Source organism: Oscillibacter valericigenes (genome assembly GCF_021531915.1).
GTDB lineage: Bacteria > Bacillota > Clostridia > Oscillospirales > Oscillospiraceae > Oscillibacter > Oscillibacter valericigenes_A.
In genome coordinates, this window is the sequence record NZ_JAFBIV010000005.1 from 109,294 (window position 1) to 128,212 (window position 18,919).

General features: G+C 57.1%; 10 protein-coding genes. 2 read left to right on the top strand and 8 right to left on the bottom strand.

The window, feature by feature from the left end; genetic code table 11:
* Positions 1-6 precede the first annotated feature (6 nt).
* Complete coding sequence (locus tag JQM66_RS05770; RefSeq protein WP_235228935.1) at positions 7-2,502, bottom strand: ATP-dependent helicase; 2,496 nt, start codon at positions 2,500-2,502, stop codon at positions 7-9.
* Positions 2,503-2,632: 130 nt separating this feature from the next.
* Here JQM66_RS05770 and JQM66_RS05775 point away from each other — a divergent pair, with 130 nt between their 5' ends.
* Complete coding sequence (locus JQM66_RS05775; protein ID WP_235228936.1) at positions 2,633-3,199, top strand: CDP-alcohol phosphatidyltransferase family protein; 567 nt, start codon at positions 2,633-2,635, stop codon at positions 3,197-3,199.
* Positions 3,196-3,621: a rhodanese-like domain-containing protein gene (locus JQM66_RS05780; RefSeq protein ID WP_235228937.1), complete on the top strand. Its 426-nt coding sequence runs from the start codon at positions 3,196-3,198 to the stop codon at positions 3,619-3,621. The genes JQM66_RS05775 and JQM66_RS05780 overlap by 4 nt, the downstream gene beginning before the upstream one ends.
* 95 nt (positions 3,622-3,716) lie before the next feature.
* Here JQM66_RS05780 and JQM66_RS05785 read toward each other — a convergent pair whose 3' ends face one another.
* The 7 genes from JQM66_RS05785 to JQM66_RS05815 form a co-directional block, all read right to left on the bottom strand.
* Complete coding sequence (locus JQM66_RS05785) at positions 3,717-5,354, bottom strand: recombinase family protein (RefSeq protein WP_235228938.1); 1,638 nt, start codon at positions 5,352-5,354, stop codon at positions 3,717-3,719.
* Positions 5,355-5,431: 77 nt separating this feature from the next.
* Positions 5,432-5,725 carry a hypothetical protein gene (locus JQM66_RS05790; protein WP_235228939.1) on the bottom strand — a complete coding sequence of 98 codons (294 nt, stop codon included), beginning with the start codon at positions 5,723-5,725 and terminating at the stop codon, positions 5,432-5,434.
* 26 nt (positions 5,726-5,751) lie between these two features.
* Entirely contained in the window at positions 5,752-7,227 is a 1,476-nt protein-coding gene (mobQ, locus tag JQM66_RS05795) for a MobQ family relaxase (protein ID WP_235228946.1), read from the bottom strand.
* Positions 7,228-7,229: 2 nt separating this feature from the next.
* The gene (locus JQM66_RS05800; protein WP_235228940.1) at positions 7,230-7,544 is read right to left on the bottom strand and encodes a DUF3847 domain-containing protein; all 315 of its coding nucleotides are present in this window, start codon (positions 7,542-7,544) and stop codon (positions 7,230-7,232) included.
* 323 nt (positions 7,545-7,867) lie between these two features.
* Positions 7,868-17,512, bottom strand: coding sequence for an S-layer homology domain-containing protein (locus JQM66_RS05805; RefSeq protein WP_235228941.1), 9,645 nt, complete (start codon positions 17,510-17,512; stop codon positions 7,868-7,870).
* Positions 17,509-18,117, bottom strand: coding sequence for a TetR/AcrR family transcriptional regulator (locus tag JQM66_RS05810; RefSeq protein ID WP_235228942.1), 609 nt, complete (start codon positions 18,115-18,117; stop codon positions 17,509-17,511). The genes JQM66_RS05805 and JQM66_RS05810 overlap by 4 nt, the downstream gene beginning before the upstream one ends.
* A 127-nt stretch (positions 18,118-18,244) precedes the next feature.
* Complete coding sequence (locus tag JQM66_RS05815; protein ID WP_235228943.1) at positions 18,245-18,481, bottom strand: LLM class flavin-dependent oxidoreductase; 237 nt, start codon at positions 18,479-18,481, stop codon at positions 18,245-18,247.
* Positions 18,482-18,919: the final 438 nt, after the last annotated feature.

Sequence of the window (18,919 nt, forward strand, 5' to 3'; positions counted from 1 at the left end):
ACTTTTTTACAGCTTTTTCATGTGACTTCCGGCGGATTTCAGCATCAGCTTTTTCTCGCCCACCTTGTCGAAGGCCACCTGCACCAGGGCATCGCCGCCCATGGGCCGGACAGACAGCACCATACCCTTACCGAAGGCGGTGTGCTCCACCATGTCTCCCTGCTGCAGCTGCATCAGAGGCGCGGAAGAAGTGGCATTCCTGCGGACAGACTGCAAGGGCTTCTGAGCCGCAGCAGGCTTGGAGTCCCGGTAGCTGTGGACACCGCCGCTGCTCCAGGAGGAACCGCCGGCGGAGCGGCTTCCATAGACACCGCCATAGGCGCCGCCGAAGCCGCTCTCGTAGCGGTCGCCGCCGAAGGTATCATCACGCTCCATGCCGCCAAATCTCGGCTCCGGCTTGCTCTCCCAGCGCATGTTGTCCTCCGGGATCTCCTCCAGGAACCGGGAGGCCTTGTTGGTGCTGGTGCGGCCGTACAGCATGCGCTGGCGGCAGTTGGTCAGGGTCAGCTTCTCCTTGGCCCGGGTCATGGCCACGTAACAGAGCCGCCGCTCCTCCTCCAGCTCCTCGGGGTCGTACTGGGCGGAGGAGCCGGGGAAGATACCCTCCTCCATGCCCACCACATACACCGCGGGAAATTCCAGGCCCTTGGCGGAGTGAATGGTCATCATGGTGACGCAGTTGTCGTCGGCCTCCACGGAATCCAGGTCCGTGTACAAGGCGATCTCGTTGAGGAAGCCGGACAGGGTGGCGTCCTCCGGGTCCTGCTCCAGGAAGCCCAGAATATTGGACTTCAACTCCTGCACGTTCTCGATGCGGCCCCGGCTCTCCATGTCATCCTTATCCTCCAGGGCCTTCACATAGCCGCTCTGGTCGCAGACGGCGTCGTAGAACTCCGGCAGGGCCAGCTCGGCGCCCTGACGGCGGAGGCTATCGATCAGGTCCGCGAATTTCAGCAGCTTGGCGGATGCGCTTTTCAGCTCCGGGAACAGGTCCGCGTTTCGGATGATCTCATACAGGGACGCTCCCTGGCTCTCTGCCAACGCCGCCACCTTGTCCAGGGTGGTGGCGCCGATGCCACGGGCGGGGTTGTTGATGATCCGCCGCAGCCGCAGGTCGTCCAGGGGGTTGTTCAGGACGCACAGGTAGGCCAGCATATCCTTGACCTCGGCCCGGTCGAAGAACTTCATGCCGCCCACCACTTTATAGGGGATGCCGTTGCGCTTCATGGCGTATTCCAGGGCGTTGGACTGGGCGTTCATGCGGTACAGCACCGCCGTGTCCCGGAAGTTCCGCCCCCGGTTCACCCCCATCAGGATGTCCCCCACCACATAGTTGGCCTCGTCGCTCTCGTTGAAGGTGGTCTTGACCGTGACGGTGTCGCCACTGCCGTTGTCGGTCCACAGTGTCTTTCCCTTGCGGCCCATATTGTTCTTGATGACCGCGTTGGCGGCGTCCAGAATGTTCTGGGTAGAACGATAATTCTGCTCCAGACGGATGGTCCGGGCTGTGGGATACTGCTGCTCAAAGTTCAGGATGTTTTCAATGTTAGCGCCCCGGAAGCGGTAGATGGACTGGTCGTCATCGCCCACCACGCAGAGGTTCATCCGCCCCCCAGCCAGGAGACTGGTCAGCAGGTACTGCATGTGGTTGGTGTCCTGGTACTCGTCCACCAGCACATAGCGGAACTTGTTCTGATAATAGGCCAGCACTTCCGGCTCCTGCTGCAGCAGTGTGACGGTGTGATAGATGATGTCGTCAAAATCCAGGGCGTTGGCGGCACGCAGCTTCTGGGCATACCGGGCATAGACCTTGGCAATGCGGGCCATCTTCCAGTCCAGCTCGCCGCTGTGCTGTCTGGCGAAGGCCTCCGGGCTCTGATACTGGTCCTTGGCGTGGCTGATGGCGGCCAGGACGCTCTTGGGCTGGAAAGCCTTTTCATCCAGGTTCAGCTCTTTCAGGATATCCTTGATGACCCGTTTCGAATCGTCGGTGTCGTAGATGGTGAAGTCCTTGTCGAAGCCGATGCGGTCAATGTCCCGCCGCAGGATGCGGACGCAGGCGGAGTGAAAGGTAGAGGCCCAGATGTCGTTGGCCATGGGGCCCAGTCGGGCCGCCAGACGGTCCTTCAGTTCCCCTGCCGCCTTGTTGGTGAAGGTGATGGCGATGATCTCCCAGGGCCTGGGCACATCCACGGCGCAGAGCCGGTGGGCCCTGTCGATCTCAAAGCCCTCCGGATGCTCCGGAAAGTGCTCCAGGAACTCCAGGTCCTCCGGAGTCGCCCATTCGGGGACGAAGCCGGAGTCGCTGCCCCGGCCGTAGGTCAGCAGGTTGTAGACCCGCTGGATCAGGACGGTGGTCTTGCCGGAGCCGGCGCCTGCCAGCAGCAGCAGCGGTCCCTCGGTGGTCATGGCAGCCTTGCGCTGCATGGGATTCAGCCGCCGCAGATCCGCCGCGATGACGGCTTTCCGGGCGGCGATGTATCGTTCATTGAAGTCAGTCATATGTTCACCAGTTTTCTATAATCTCGCAGACTATTTTAGGACAAAATCCCAGCGGGGTCAACCGCAGGTTTTATTTGACGGGTGCCGCAGACTGTGCTACCCTAGAAAAAAGCTCGCTGTGGAGGCATCTATGGTCTTTTTTACGCCGGCTAATTTGCTGACGCTGGTCCGGGTCCCCCTGGCGCTGGGACTGCTGACGGTGTCACCCCTGTCTCCGGCGTTTTTTCTGCTCTATGTCCTCTCCGGCGTCACGGACATGCTGGACGGGCCTGTGGCCCGCCGGACCCATACGGAGAGCCGAACCGGCGCCAAGCTGGACAGTCTGGCGGATGCGGTGTTCCTGGCGGCGGTGCTGTACCGCCTGCTGCCAGTGCTGCATCTATCCCGCCATTTCCTGTGGACGCTGGCTCTGATCTGCCTTCTCCGCTGCGGAGCATGGCTGGTCGGATACAGGAAATATCGCCGCTTTGCCGCCCTCCATACCCTTGCAAACAAGGTCACCGGCGCGGCGCTGTTCTGTGCCCCCTGCCTGCTGCCATGGTTCCCGTCCCATGGTCTCTGCACCGCCCTGTGCCTGCTGGCGGGACTCTCCGCCGGAGAAGAACTGGCTATTCAATGCCTGTCCAGGGAATTTGACCCCAATATCCGAAGTATTCTATACGTACACCATCCATCAGAAAAGGAGATCAACACATGAAACAATTCTTTTTACTGGCGGCCATCATCTGCTTCGGCATGGCGGCCATCAAATTCTGCACCGCCCGGATGAAGCCCAACTCCGCACCGGCTGTCCCCCAGCCTTCCAATAAGGATACCGGCGTCCTCACCGCCCAGGAGGCCAAGCAGCGGATGGAGGAAAACAGCGAGGCCATCGTGCTGGATGTCCGCACCCAGGAGGAATTTGACCAGGGCCACATCCCCGGCGCCGTGTGCCTGCCCAACGAGTTCATTGCGGCAGACATGCCCTTCCCCTTCGGAAAGGACACAGAGCTTCTGCTCTACTGCCGTTCCGGCAATCGCAGCGCCGAGGCAGCCAAAAAGCTGCGGGACCTGGGCTTTTCCAATGTCTTCGACTTTGGCGGCATGCAGGACTGGCCCTACGACATCACCACAGAATGAAAAAGAACGCCCGGTTTTTGGCGGGTGGTCGTAAAACAGTAAAATCAAAAAATGGTGAAAACCTTGAGTTTTCAAGGGGTGCGGCGTGACTTCGGTCACGCCGTTTCCTCTTTCATCAGCTCATTCAGTGGGATAAAACCCAGCCCATCGTACTTGATGTGGATGTGCTGCACCCGCTTTCCGCTGGATTTGTCCGGTGCGTCTACATAGATGGCAGATACCAGCTCCCGCAGAGCGTATCCGTCCAGCTCGTCGATACCCACATACTTGTGTGCCGTCTGAATGAACTTCTCAATGTTTTCGTTCTGTCGTTCCTGTACTTCAATTTCCTGCCGCAAGGTGATGCACTCGGCCTCCAACTGCTTCTGCTCCGTTTCATAGGTCAGGCTCAGCATATCGAAGCGGTCATCACTCAGCCGCCCGCTGGCGTTGTCCTCGTAAATCCTGATGAACAGCCGTTTCAGCTCGGCGATGCGGTTTTCGTTCCGTTCCAGCCGTTTTCTGCGGATACGGATCTGTTCACCGCTTTCCAGCCGGAGCTGTTTTTCCATCACCGTGCGGAAATGTGCCTCATGCCTCAGAATGTAGCCCGTCACAGTCTGGATGTGTTTCAGGACCAGGTGGCTGAGTACGGTTTCCCGGATGTAATGAGTACCGCACTTGTCCTTGTGCTTCCAATGGAGAGAACAGTCGAAGAACGCGCCCTCCGTTCTGTAGTTGTTGGTCGCCCCGTAATACAGCTTCTCGCCGCAGTCGGCACAGTAGACAAGCCCGGAAAAGATGCTGCTTCGGCCTGTGCGGGTCTTGCGGTGCCGCTGCTGGCGAACCTGCTGTACCTTCTCAAACACGGCTTCCTCGATGATGGCCTCATGTGTATTGGGGAAGCTGGCTTGCTTCTCAAGGGGATTGTCCCTCTGTTTCTTGTCCCAGATGGAGTTGGTATAGGTCTTGAAATTCACCGTACAGCCTGTGTACTCCCGGCGTTCCAGAATCGCCACAACGGTACTGCTGTGCCAGTCGCAGGGGTCCTCCGGTTTCTTGTTCGGGGTCTTGATTCCCTGCAAGGCCCTGTATGCGCTGGGTGTCAGCACCTTGTCCACTTTCAGTTGGTTGGCGATCTGCTTGGGACCACGCCCCTCCATGCACATAGAGAAGATACGCTTCACTACATCAGCGGCTACCGGGTCAACCACCCAGCGGCGGGGATTCTCCGGGTCTTTCACATAGCCGTAAGGCACATTGGTGGTCAGAGGTACGCCACGCTCACCCTTGGCTTTCTGGACGGCCCTGATCTTGCGGCTGGTGTCCCGGGCATAGAACTCGTTGAACCAGTTCTTGATGCCCGCAAAATCGTTGTCCACCCGGTTGGGGTCGATGGTGTCGTAGTTGTCGTTGATGGCGATGAAGCGGACGCCGTTCTGCGGGAAGGTGAAGTTGGTGTAAAGCCCGGTCAGTGCGGAGTTGCGGCCCAGCCGTGAGAGGTCCTTGGTGATCGCCACGGCCACCCGCCCGGCCTCGATTTCGGCCAGCATGGCCTGAAAGCCGGGACGGTCGTAGGTAACACCGCTAACACCGTCATCCACGAAAAACGTAGGGTTGGGGAAGTGATGCTCCCTGGCATACTGTAAAAGCATGGCCTTCTGATTTTCAATGGACAGGGACTCGCCAGCCCGGTCATCCTCTTGGGACAGCCGGCAATAAAGGGCGGTCATTTTGTCTGTTGCTCCGTACATTTCTGTATCCTCCTTTGGTGGAGCAACCGTCAGTACAGGATTGGTTGGCTCTATTCTACCAAGATTCTGGGTGTTTGTCATTCTGAATCCTCCAGCTTTTCTGCAAACTTTTTGGATGTGATGCGTTCCAGCTTGCGGACAAAGTTCTCCGTCCCCTCATAGCTGCCTGTGACAACGTAGGTCGTGCCGTGGATGACCTCGGTAACGGTCAGTTCGGGAATCCAGAAAGCGGAGAGGTTCTTTACATGGATGTGGCCGTCCTCACCCCAAAAGATTCTGCGCTCGGCTCTTTCTGGTGGCAGCGATTCCGAATTGGAGAAATAATAACCTTCCGGGGCGAGTTGGTGTTCAAATTGCGATTTCTGTTTCATAAGTACCTCCTGATTTTGTGTAAAGATTAGTGTTCGATTTCCGGCTTTTTCTGCCGCACAGCAGCGTTTTGACGCTCCTGTTCATGGATGACCTGCTCCACCTTGTATTTGATCTGCCAGAGCTTTTTCACTTCCGCATGGATGGGTAAAAGTTCTGCCTGCTCAGTTTTGTATTCCTGTTCCAGACGATCACTCTCATTGCGCCATGCGGTGATGGGGAGCTTTCCATTTTTGAAATACGGCTTCAACTTGCGCTCCGCCATGTGATACAGGCGGAGTGTGTTTTCATTTTCTGAGATGAATTGCTCCCGCTTGCCTTTCCATTTGATAGTTGCCAACTTGTCGGCAACGGGTTTGCCCTCGGTATAAAACTGCACCATGCGGAGAAGCTCGTCCAACTCTTTCACGCGGTCAGATTTGCCGCGCATAGAGTTTTTCAAAGTATCGATGCGCTCACTCAGTGCAGACACACGCTCCTGTAATTCCACCGGCGTTGTCAACTTGTTCTGCATGAGATAATTGACGATCTCATTAAACTCCTTGAGATTGCCGATCTTCGCTTTCTGGCTCCATGCTCCTGCATGGCAGTTGGTATAATACTCACTGAGCAGCTGCGCCAGATTGGGAGCTTGCGGCTTGCTGAGTTCCTCATGCGCTTCTTTCAGCCAGTCAAGCAGAACGGAGATTTTCTTTTTCAGACTGCGGATCAGATCGTTGGTTTTCCTGATCCAGCGGTTGAGATCGCCCTTGTCGGTGCGGATACCCTTGGCTTCCATCGCCCGGACGGTCGGCCCCTCATGCTGGGTGGGTATCTGCTCTACACCCTGACGCTCATAGCTGCGGTGGTCGATGCGGCAATCCGAACCCTTCTCGGCAAACTTGGCGTTGCACAACTCTGCCCATTGTTCACGCCAAAACTCCAATGTCTCCGGCTTGCCCCAATCGGTGGAGGGGACGGCGTTGAACACATAGTTCCCAGCTTCGTCCCGGATGCGTTCGCCATGCTCGTCAAGCATATATTCCCGCCGCTGCTTGTTGCCCCATTTTCCGTTTGGCTCGATAGGGCGGATAGGACACATGACATGAAAATGCGGATTTTGGATGCCGCCGTCCTCCTTGTCAGGCTGGTGAATGGCAAAGTCCACCACCATGCCACGGCTCACAAAATTGTCCAACAAAAATTGCCTTGCGAGGTCGATGTTCTCCTCCACGGAGAACTCGTTCTGCAAGGCAATGTCAAAGCTGTATGCAAGCTGGGCTTTGGCGCTTTTCTCGACCTTCTCTACGGCGTTCCAGAGGGTTTCCCGGTCTGCGTACTCTGGCGGAGCATGGGACGGCAAAAGGATTTCCGAACAGATCACGCCGCCCTTGCGGGTGTAGTCGCTGTCCTCACCGTAATACTCGCTGTGCAGCTTTTCGCCGGAGCGATAGGCGGCAGCTGCCACCGCAGACTGTCCAGCACTTCTCTTGATCTGGGTCACATGAAAATGATAGAGTGCGATAGTCAATCACCCCCAAACTCATTCTTGTTGTGTTCGTTGACGGCTTCCATGAGCAGGCCCTTGACCTCCGGCAAGGCGAGGACTTTTTCCACGAGGGAATAGAACTCGGTTTCGTTCAACACCTTTGCAAGCGGAGCCACACTCTCGATGGCAGCTCCACGGGTAATGAGCCTGTGCGCCCGTTTCCGGCGGTCGCCTTTTTCGTAGTAGGCGGCACGGTTTTCGAGCTGCTGCTGTTTGTGCCGGAGCTGGGCAAGCTGGCGTTCATTGGCGGCGATCTCGGCTTTCAGTTCGGAGATGGTTTTCTGCTTGGGCATGGTACATGGCCTCCTTTTGATGGGATGGATGGGATAAAAAAAGACCGCCTACCTTTTCAGTAGACGGTCTGACTGACGGCATGGGATTTTCAGACTTTGCGGCGGGGACTGTCTGCTGAATGCAGAGTGGTCCCGTTGCAAAGTGCGCTGGGATAGATGCCGCAAGCATCGCAAGGGAGGCACTCCCTTGTTCGGAACGCAGTGACGCAAAACAGCCCGGACATTCGAGTGTCCGGGCTGTTCGCCTCGCAGAGCGCACAATACAGGGCTTACCCTGTATAGAAGTGCGCCCTTCCGTTGGAATGGATTTTCGCCCCTGTGGGTTACTTCATGCTGCGCCACAGGAAGGTGACGATCTGGGCGCGGGTGCAGTTGTTGTTGGGGCTGAAGGTGGTGGCGGTGGTACCGGAGGTAACACCATTCTCAGCAGCCCACAGGACTGCGTCGGCGTAGTAAGCGTCAGCCGCCACGTCGGTGAAGGGATTCACGCTGTCGGAGGCGGGAGACTTCTGGCTGCGCCACAGGAAGGTGACGATCTGCGCACGGGTGCAGGTGGCATTGGGGCTGAACGCAGTGTCGCTGGTGCCCTTGGTAATGCCGTTTTCCACGGCCCACAGTACCGCGTCGTGATAGTAGCTGCCCTCGGCCACGTCGGTAAAGGACATTGTGCTGTTCTCAGGAGCGGGGCTGCCGGCGGCACGCCACAGGAAGGTGACGGCCTGGGCACGGGTGCAGGGGTTGTTGGGAGAGAAGGTGGTGGCAGTAGTGCCGGCGGTGATGCCCTGCTCAACAGCCCAGTTCACCGCCTTCTCATAGTAGCTGCCCTTCGGTACATCGGTGAAAGGCGACACTGCTGCCTCCTGCCAACCGGCATATACGGTTGTGTTGCCGGTGAGCTTCACTTTTGTGATCTTCTCCGTCAGCGCTTTGTCCGCATACCAGCCAGTAAAGATGTACCCGATGCGTGTAGGCGTGTAAGCGGTGAGGTCAACGGTAGTGCCGAAACTCTTTCGCAGTGCCGTAATCTTGCTGCCGCCGTTGGTCTCAAAATGCAGCGTGTAATCGTCAGAACCGGAGTTTTGAGAAGGAACCGGGTTCAAATAGATCGTGTAGGTACGGGTAGTTGAACCGTCTTTCGCTGTGATGGTCACAGTGAACGTCCGCTTGTAGTAGCCGCCAGAGATCGTCGCTATGCCATTTTCCGCAGGTTTTCCATCCACAGTGACAGTGGCTCCGTCACCCGCAGGAATCACGGTGAGCAGATACTGGCCGGAGGATACATTCTCTACCGTAGCGTTGCTATTCGCGTCAAAGCTGTCGATCGTAAGCGGCAAACCGTCGATGGTGATGCTGGTTGCGTCGGCCTTCGAGGCGCCGGTGCTGCCCGACGCCGTCTCACCGTAGCGCAGGACCACCCGTGCGCCGGATCTTGAGAAGGCAATGGAGCTTTCCTTGACTTCTTCTGTTCCAAGCGACAGATCACCCACGTTCTTCGTCTCCAACAGCTTGCCGTATTGATCCAGCAGCGCCGCTACCAGATTGCCGCTGGTACGCGGCTGGAGAGAATTGTTGCGCACCTGCACGTTGGCTGTGGTGGTGCTGCCGTTTTCCATCTCCACAGAAATGGTGGTGGGCGCATTTTCGCTTCTCGTCAGCAGGCTGTCGAAGGTAAGATGCTTCTGGTTGTTCTGATAGTCAGCCTCGGGAAGAACGACCCACTCTCTGTTTACCATCTGCTCGATACGGGCCTTGACAAAGAGCGTCACACCGCTGTCGGGGATCTCCTTCAGAGCCGTCACCTTTCCCTCCGCGTCCTTTTGCTTCGCGTCCGTCACATAGTCGCCGATATGGAAGGCGATCTCCTGCGTATAGCCGGTGCCATCGATGGCGGCGAGGGTGTCGCCGGTCAGGATCAGCTCATAGGGCTTGTCGGTCGTGCCGCCCGTGAAGTACTTGCCATTGAGCGGGGTCTCGCACTCGGGGTCGGAGTAAACACCCAGAACCACACGGCGATCAGACTTGTTCAGGGAGGCTGCCGACTGGTTGTACAGATTGGCAAGAACCGTTCTCTGACCATCCTGTTCCTTGGTTACAGTCAGGGCAGAGATGCCGACATCGGGGTAATCCAGATAGACAGTGCCTGCGACCTTGGGCTTCTGCCCGCCGTGGAAGCTCGCCTCCACCGAGTAGTCCAGATTACGGATTTCGTTGCCGGTCTTGGTAACGAAGGAGAACGTCTTTGTCTGACCGGGCAGAATCGTGAGATTGTCGAAGGTCTGCTCCTTTGCGCCACCCAGCTGGATGGTCACGCGGTTGATCACATGCATACCCTGGTTGGCCACGGTGAAGTTCACCGGGACATAGCTTTCAGTGGCCAGTGTGGTATAGTCCACCATGGTGGAGGCGACTTCCACAGCGTCGCTATAGCTTGCGGAGGCACTCAGGAGGTTCACCGTCTCCTTGGGGATGCGGACGGAGACAGAATATTCCTCGCCGTCCAGTTTATAGGAGTAGTCGAAGGTATCATAGGTTTTCGGATCGCTCTCATCGATCACAGTGGAGGTAGTGCCCTGGATCACGGCCTGAATGCTTGTGCCGTCATCATTGGTGACGCGGGCGTCCATGTGAGTCAGTCCGGTGCGGGCAGGAAGCTCCGCCACCTCGATGGCTGCGGAGGAGATGTAGCTGCCGTTGTAAAGTCCGAACTTGATGGCCCGGATCACGTCATTGTCCTCGCTGCCGGCCTTGGCGTCATTCCAGAGGAGGGACAACTCATCCAGAGAGTCCGCGCCCTTGACAAAGGCGAACTGGCCGTCAAAGGCTGCCGTGGACACCATGTCGCTGAGAGACTCGGGCAGGATAGGCTTGGGCGCGCCGGTGTTGTCGAACACCCGCAGGCCCACATCGCGCTGCTCCGCGCCAGTCAGGGACTGGACGCTGCTCCAACCCAGGACAAACTGATTGCCCACTGTGGTCAGCTGGGGATTCTCGTCGGTGTAGGTGTTGGTGGTGGCGCGGATGGTCTTGGCGCTGTCTTCGGGGTTTGCCACTGTGGTATCCACCACGGTGTAATAGATGTCGCTGCCGCCATTCTCATCCTTTACGGAGAAGGCAACGGCGGCGGTGCCGTCGGTCAGCATCTCGGCGGTCATGCCGGTGACCTCTCCGGCGCTGCCGTTATAGAGCGTGTATGTTTCGTTGCTCCACGCTCCGTTGTTATAGATCTTGCAGAGGATGCGGTTCTGGGTGAAGGCAAACGCGTTCTCATCGGTCTGGACAGAGCGCCACACGGCGATGGCCTTGCCGCCATTGACAGCGATGACAGGTTCGAACTCCTGAGAGCCATTTTCGGTCAGGCGGGTGGTGACCCACTGACTGCCGTTCCAGATAGACGCTACGACCTCAAAACCGTTGAGCAGGGTCGTCCGCTGACCTTCATTCAGTTCCGTGCCGGCTGCGAGGTTCAATGTCGAAGCTTCCCGCAGCCAGATGGCGCCGGCAAAATCCTTCGTGCCGTCAAAATCCAGAGAGCTGTCGCCGTAGCCGGAGAAGCCGCCCGTTTCGTTAGAAATGGCTTCGCCTTTAGAGAAGATGTCTAAGAGGTCGTTATACTGGCTGTAACAAACCTCCACATCCGTCACATCCGTGCTGTCGGCGTCGGAGAGGTAAACAAGGATTTTGCCGTCATCGGAGAGCATGGGTGCGCTGAAGGGGTAGGAATTGGTCTCAATTGCCGCGAGCTTGTTCTGCTTGTCCAGACTCATAAGGGAAATTCCGCTGTCACCGCCGAGCCAGACGCGATCGCCCTCGTCGAGGTAGTCACGGCTCTGGAGCGTGACCACAGGCTCAGAAACCAGCACAGCCGTCTCGTCATCACAGTACATCAAACTCAGCCCGGACGTGTCGTCACTCAGCCATGCGGAGCCGAGACCGCTGGATGCTTCTTCCCAGTATTTATCGATATCATCCCATTCGTTGAATGGCCACCCAGCTCCGAATCCCAGAGATACGAGGGTGACTTCCGCGACCAGCGGTCCGGCGCCCAAAGCGCCCCGGATGCCGGCCTCGCCGTCCAACTGGAGGAACTGGCCTGCCTTGTCTCTCTCTTTCTCATCCTTCAGATACTTCCGGGTCAGGAAACGGTTTTCGTTGTTGATCTCGATCTGACCGAACACGCCGATGGTGGCAGTAAATCCCTTGTCATATCCGACACCGCCGTAGAACTCAAAATAGGCGTTGATCCGCAGCGCGGTCAGATAGTCGTTGACTTTGTTCGCGGTATCATCGTTCCACTCCAGTCCCAGCTGCTCGGCGTAGCGGATGGCGGTCTGGAAATCCACCAGGGCGCCGCCGCGCACCAGGAAACTGGTGGTCAGAGGAATGCCGTAGGGCGTGAGATGCAGAGCTTTTTCAAATTCCAGCTGCACGCCGGCGGAGAAGCCGCCGCCGGTGGTGAGGACCTGCCACTGCCCCTTGTCGAAGTTGTAGCGGATCTCGCTGGTCATCCAACCCTCCAGCTTGAGCATGACAGGCAGACCGATGAGGCCGGCGGCCGTATTGAGCAGATTGCTGCGGTCCTCAAAGTAAGAACCGTCTGCCATGGCCTGGAAATCACTGAGGGTGAAGGTGTCGGAGACCTCGCCCACCAGGCTGTCAAGGTCCTCGCCGATGTAGTGCGGCTCCAGGCAGATGCCGTTCCGGTCGTAGTCAAGATCCTCCAGCTCTGTGGTGTCGATACCGGTCCACAGATACGCCTCGTAGCGGGTGGGATCCTCGGTGGGCATCAGGACGGCCTTCACAGCGCCGATCTCGCTGCCCATCTTTTCCAGGAAGGACAGGCCGTCGAGCATAATGGCGTCAGACACCTTGTCGACATATTCATACTCTGTATCAGCCCCGCCGACTTTGCCGTAAGCGGCAATATTTGCCATCAGAGAGGTGACGGACGGGGCGTCCTCCACCTTTTCAATGGTGGTCAGGTCGGCAATGCCGAAGGGCAGCGCGATGGTGCAGGTCAGGCTGCCGCTGCCGTTATAAAGGGCAGCCTCCAGCGGGGTCTTGCGCGTGCCGTCAAAGTTTACGAAACTGCTGCTGTCGAGCGTGACCACATTGTTCACCAGCGGGATGGAGGAGAAGGGGAAGGATGCGTCCTTCGGAGCCGTCCGTTTCTGCCGCGGCACGGAAACGCCGGTCTCCTGCGCCCGCAGGTCAAAACGATAGCCGGTATCGGTGAGGGAGGCGTCCTCCACGCCCCAGAGCATGATGGTGCTGTCCAGAACCGCGCTGGGATAGTTGCTGCTGGGGCCGACCACGCCGGTATGCCGGCGCACGTCGAGTCTGCGGCCGGTGTAGCTGATGGTCTGGACGGCCACAAAGGGCTTCGCCGTCTTGTTCTTGGCATCGGTCAGCGTCACGATATCCTTGCCGGAGCGCATGGCATCCCGGGGGGTCAGACTGCCGTCCACGATGACGATCTCGGGATAGTAGTCGTCAAAGCGCAGCTCAAAGATGAACTCCAGACTGTCGCCCACGCCTACGGGTTCCGGGTTATTTTTGGATGTGAACTGGGTCAGATCCATGTGAACGGTCAGCATGCCGTTGGCGTCGGTGGTGAAGGTCTGATCCTGCGTACCGTCCAGCGACGCGGTCTGACCGGCTGCCTTTGCGAATTTAGCTCCGGCGCAGTAGGCGTCATCGCGGTTACTGGCGGCGTAACGGTTGCGGTACACACCGCCCCGCAGGGTCACTTCGGTGTTGGCAAGCGGGGTGCCGTTCGGCTGCAGCAGCTGCACCTGGGCGACGGCGGCGCGGCGCAGTTCCAGGGTATTCAGAGGATACAACTCGCCCCGTGTGCCGTTGCCCTCGCCGCTCTTGAGGGCGAGATTGGAAATGGTTCCCCGGTAGGAGACGCCGCTGCTGACGGAAGCCGCCCGCAGATCGGAAGCGATGCCGTTGGGCTCAAACAGGGCCAGGGAGCCGTCATCGTTGGTGTAGACCGTGTGGGTCTTGCCCAGGCCGTCCTCATAGGACACCTCGGTCTTGACTGCCGGCGTGAACTGGAACAGATACAGCTTGTTTTTCAGCGTTTCCACGTTGACGGTGACACTGTCGCTGAGCGAAGACAGAGAACTGTGCTGTGCGGTGACCGTGTTGCTGCCGTCCCGCAGGCCGGACAGCAGCAGAATGGTCTGGGGCAGATAGCAGGTATAGGAATAATTCTCCAACGGCGCATACAGCATGCCTTCCCGGTAGTTGATGGTCACGGCCCGCTGTAGTTCGTCGGAAATTTCCTCCCCCTGTCCGGTGGAGGTGGTCCACTGGATTGCGTCATTGAGGATGCTCCAGTTATAGTCCTTGAAGTTGATGCTGATGCTCTCCATCAGGCTCAGCTCGCTGCGGAGCTTGGCGATGGCCGGCGCGTCGGTCAGGCCGCCGATGGTTTCGCCGCCGTACGTGGTGCCGGAGGGTTCGGTGGTGGTTGTCGTGTCGTCAATCTCATTTTTCAGCGTGACGGAATCCTTTTTCACACCGCCGATCTCAATATCCAGCGCATTCTCCTTATAAACGGTGATCGTGCTGGAGGCAATGCTCCAACCGAGATCCGTGCCGTTTTTGGCCTTGGCGGTGACGATGTAATAGTCCTTCAGCTGAGCGGGATCAGTGATCTTCGACGGTGTCAGGGTATAGCTGCCGGTTTTGCTTATTTCATCGTTTTCGCTGTCGGGATAGTGATAGATGCGTTGCCCGTCCTTTTCAATGGTAAACTCGAACTGGCAAGCATCTCCATTTTTGTCCAGGTCGAAATTCTCCACCGTCCAGTCGATCTTAATGCTCTCATCGTCGGTGAACATGGGATTGTCCAGACCCGCGAGGGTGATGACCGCGGGCTGGGCGCAGACGAGGATCTTCGCCTCCGTGCTGAGGTCCTTCCTGGTGCTGTCCACCTGGGCGGTGGCCGTCAGCCGCAGGATAAAGGACGGAGTGTTCCCCTGGGATATGTTTTCGGCGGTGAACAGGCTGCCGGGAATGGTCAGGCTGGTGGCGGTGCGCTCCAGTTCCTCTGTCCAACTCGACTTCGCCGCCAAGACCGGCTTCCCATTTCCGTCGACACCGGTGACCGCATAGAGCTGTGCCGTGATCTTGCCGCCGGCGGTATCATTCACGCCGGGCTCGTGCTGGGAGAGGTTGGAGGCAAAGTGAATGGTCTGCTCCGTCAAGACCTGGGCATAGAAGGTATTCGCGTTTTCCGCGAAGAGAAGCGTGGGCGTGCCGTTGTCCTTCACGGTGACCGTGATGGTATTGGAGGCTGTGGTATCCTTTGTGCCGTTGTTGCCGCACTTCAAGGTGATGGTGGCAGTACCCTCACTTTTGGGTACGATCCTGACACTGGGCGACTGAGCCAGCGTCAGATTACCAGTGCCGGTGCCTACACGCTCCACCACAACAACATTAGGGTCACTGACTGTCCACGTGACGTCATTCAGATCCTTGTAAGTATAGCTCGTATTGTTGTCCTTGAAGCTGAGGACCGGACGCTGCCCGTCCTGCGTGAAAACCGTATTGTTGATGCCGGAGGGCCAGCCGTTGCTGTCGATACTGATGGTATAGGCACCCGTACCGGCATACGTGACAGGCCTCTGGGTAAAGGTCGCGTAGATACCATAGCAGTAGAAGTTATCAAAAACCAGCTCAGCCACATACGTGGTATCCGCAGACACGGCGTCAAGTTTCATGGAGCCGGCAAGGACATACCGCTCATTGTCGGTTCCCGCGTCCACAACGACCGGCTGCAGATCCACCGTCGGAATGGTTTCCGGCTCCACACCATTTTTGTACATATAGACGGTAGCCGTGTGGTGGTTCGCATTAGTGGCCCAATTCAGGCACTGCGTCCGGAAGGCCTCCGCATTGTCCAGCTCCACCTGGAAGTTGATCTTGCAGGGGTCTTTCGAATCCGGAGTGGCGGTCATGGACTGGAAGCTATACTTCAGGTCGCCGCCCTTGATGCAACCCGTCAGCAAGGTTGTGGGTTTGGAGAGCGCCTGGTAAGCGTCGTTGGAACCGCTGATGTAGGCATTCGTCTCAAATGCGTTTTTGTACACATCCGTGCACGCACTGCTCACAGGCATGACGCCCTGTACGATGATGCCGGGGAGCTGGCTTTCGTCGGTGATGTTCTCGGACGGGACGGTGTTGTCGGTGCTTTTGACGGTGTAATAAAACACCCGGGTGTTGGACAGGATGGGGTTATTGTTGCGATACACGTCGCCGTCGACGGTGGTGCGGGCGCCGCTGTTGCTGGACAGCGTCACCGACTCCGTCCCCTCCAGATAGACAAGCTTATAATCACCGTAGACCGGCTCGGTGAAGGTCACCACAATGGGGATGACATTTCCGGGATAGAAATTAGCATTGGCGCTGCTCGTCTTATTTTCATACGCAGGGACCGTGATGGACTTGATGGTGGGCGCGGTATCGTCCACAATGGTCATCGCGCCGTGCATGAGGATCTCCTCGGGGATGCGAGTGACCTGGTCGTTCTGTTTGATCCAGTCGACGTTAAGATACCAGTTCCGTGGATAATGCACATTTGTACCCGAAATTCCGATTGGCACTTCAACATTTATAAAGCGCACCAGATGCCAGTCGTGGGACTTACACTTGTTATAAAAATTGCTGTTGGGATTGTCCCAGCTTGTATCCTGCACCTTGGCAACTTCCGTCAGATAGTCGAGCGCACTGCTTCCGTCAGTAAATTCAATGCCGTCGTATTTTATGGCGCCGGTTCCTATCAGGACGAGGTCGCTGCCTTCCTTAATAGAGAGCGAGGGCACACCGAGCGTATCATCATCCTTTGTCCAGATGGTAACGTTTTTCAGATTGACCGCGGGATTCGCATCACCCACGCCCGCCCTCAGCGCGCGGTTGAAGGAATCCATCCAGCCGTATGTGGAATCTCCATACTCGCTGCCCTTGGCAGCCGGGATGGCAGTTTCTTTCACGAAGTAATCCTTATTGCCGACGGTCTCCGTCGCGGTTGTGCTCCAGTCCAGATGATAGGGCAGAATATCCTGTTTACTATCGTTATTCATGCCGATGATGGTGCCGCCGTTGATCGCACTGACGACGGGATCGGCCTCTTTGCTGGGCGCGATGCGCACGCAGATCGTATCACTGCTGTCAGGCATTCTCGAGAATGTGGAAACCGTGCGCGCCTGGAAGAGCAGATAGGAATTCCCGTCCCACAGTCCATTGTACTTGGAGAGATACTTCTCGCGCAGCTTCTTAAGGTCCAGCTGGAATGTGATGGACGAAGAACCTTCCTCGATGGTAAATCTCTTAAAATAGTTGGTGCCCGGCACGTTTTCGGTGCCATCCGCAGCATAGTTCTCTTGGCCGACATTGAGGAAATCCGCGAACATACCCACTTCCACTGTGATATCGTGGGGTGCCAGAGCAGTCTTGTTGGTGTTCTTATCATACAGGTTCACTCTCAGCGAATAGACCGAACTGTTCGCTTGAAACGACATGACCATGCGAACTTCCAGATCGTGGGCCGTCGTATCGATGGTGTCGCCCGTGGCGTAGGCCGCCGCGCTGTTTTCGCCGGAGGCCAGCAGCTTCAGCTGTCCTGCCACCTCGGCGATCTGATACTCGATGAGCAGCGCGTACATGAGATTCTCCACCGTGGCGGAGCGGCCCGTCGCGTCCACGGTGACGACCTTCTCAAGATCGCTGTCGCCGCACTCGTTCAGCCACTCGATCAGCTCAGTCAGCGAGGACAGGCTGGTGCCATCATTCACCGTAAAGGTGTTGTCCTCGATCAGGGTGCCGTCGGCATCCACAATGCCCAGCTCCAGCATCTGCGCGTACAGCGCTTCCTCCGGCTCCGCCGCGAAAGCGGCTGTCGGCAGAAGGCCCACCAGCATGCAGGCCGCAAGCAACAGGCTCAAAATCCGTTTTTTCATCTCTTCAGTCCTCCTTTGTGAATTGCTTTCGGGTTATATTTCATCACAAATAATTCCAGCGTTTCTTTCAGCACTTCGATCTGGGATCTCAGATAGAATTCATCCTCAAACAGGGCGTAGTGTACGCAGGCCCGGATCAGAATGAAGATCAGCGGCGTGATTTTTTGATAGGGGATGCCCAGCTTGCTCTCCAGGCCTTTTGCGTATTCAGTATAGCGCGCATCCACGCCTTTGAAGAATTTCTGACCGTACTCCCGATATTTCGGGTGGGTATACACCTGATACATCAGGCGGTATTTCTTGCCGTGCTTTTGGGCCGTCCAGTAGGGGACCTCGTCAATGAACCGCCATAAGTCCTCCACGTCTGTGGGGGCTTTCGCCATAAACTCGTCCTCCACCTTGCTCATGCAGTATTCGGTGGACTGGACGATCAGGTCGTCCAGATCCTCAAAATAGGTATAGATCATGGTCGTGTTATACCCACAGTGCTTTGCCAGGGTGCGAATCCCGGTGCCGTGCAGACCCAGATCGGCAAAACCGTTGAAGCACGTTTCCATAAGCTCGATTTTTTTGGCGTTCCACTGCTCCTGCGTGTAATTCGCCATCGAATTGCCCTCCTCATTCAAAGCGTTCGTTTGAAATAAAGTATAGTACATCCATCCGAAAAAATCAACAGGTTTGCGCGGTATCTGTCGATATTTTTTCAGCAGTCCGCCAGTCGTTCCAGCGATATTACCGCACCTCCCGGCGCTTCTGCCAAACCAAATCGTAGCCCAGCACATCGGCCATCTCCACGGCCTCAGTGTACCGCAGGGAGCCTCGCCGCAGCTTGCCGGACAGATTGGGGACGCTGCTGCTCCAGCCGTATTCGTCGGCTAGCAGCTCCACCACCTCCGTCATGGTCATGCCCTCCCGGGTGATGTAGGATTTCACTTCGTTGCGGCAGTTTTCTGCCTTGTTTCTGCTCATATTTACAATTCCTTTCCCTTTTTGGATTCGCTCTGTGGTATAATGGATATGCTGAATGGCAGCATCCGTTTGCCGCAGAGCGTTGTTTGATCATGGACAGCCATCCGCTGGAATTGCCGCCCGTGTACCCCTGTTCACAAGGGACACCTATCGTTTTTGCTGTTCCGCTTGACTTTTCGTGGTTCGGTGAAAGCTCATACGGAACGGCATACCGTGTTCGCTGTCCGGTGCATCGCTGATTGATATGGGCAGCGGTACAAAAACAGCGGTTTCTTCGCTGTTTTCACATGGTTTGAAAATAGCTGTGGTTTTTTGCCGCTTTTCCCGAATGTCGTTCCTACCCGGAGGATCGCTCCCGACGTTCCCGTCCCCTTTGGTGCGCCAGATGCGTCACTTCGCCGGGGGACATATCCCATTCGGACGGTCATTCGATTTTCA

Excerpts from the sequence above, each read along its gene's own strand:
- JQM66_RS05770 (WP_235228935.1), bottom strand. The coding sequence starts at position 2,502 with ATGACTGACTTCAATGAACGATACATCGCCGCCCGGAAAGCCGTCATC.
- JQM66_RS05805 (WP_235228941.1), bottom strand. The coding sequence starts at position 17,512 with ATGAAAAAACGGATTTTGAGCCTGTTGCTTGCGGCCTGCATGCTGGTG.
- JQM66_RS05790 (WP_235228939.1), bottom strand. The coding sequence starts at position 5,725 with ATGAAACAGAAATCGCAATTTGAACACCAACTCGCCCCGGAAGGTTAT.
- JQM66_RS05780 (WP_235228937.1), top strand. The coding sequence starts at position 3,196 with ATGAAACAATTCTTTTTACTGGCGGCCATCATCTGCTTCGGCATGGCG.
- JQM66_RS05785 (WP_235228938.1), bottom strand. The coding sequence starts at position 5,354 with ATGTACGGAGCAACAGACAAAATGACCGCCCTTTATTGCCGGCTGTCC.
- JQM66_RS05800 (WP_235228940.1), bottom strand. The coding sequence starts at position 7,544 with ATGCCCAAGCAGAAAACCATCTCCGAACTGAAAGCCGAGATCGCCGCC.
- JQM66_RS05810 (WP_235228942.1), bottom strand. The coding sequence starts at position 18,117 with ATGGCGAATTACACGCAGGAGCAGTGGAACGCCAAAAAAATCGAGCTT.
- JQM66_RS05815 (WP_235228943.1), bottom strand. The coding sequence starts at position 18,481 with ATGAGCAGAAACAAGGCAGAAAACTGCCGCAACGAAGTGAAATCCTAC.
- JQM66_RS05775 (WP_235228936.1), top strand. The coding sequence starts at position 2,633 with ATGGTCTTTTTTACGCCGGCTAATTTGCTGACGCTGGTCCGGGTCCCC.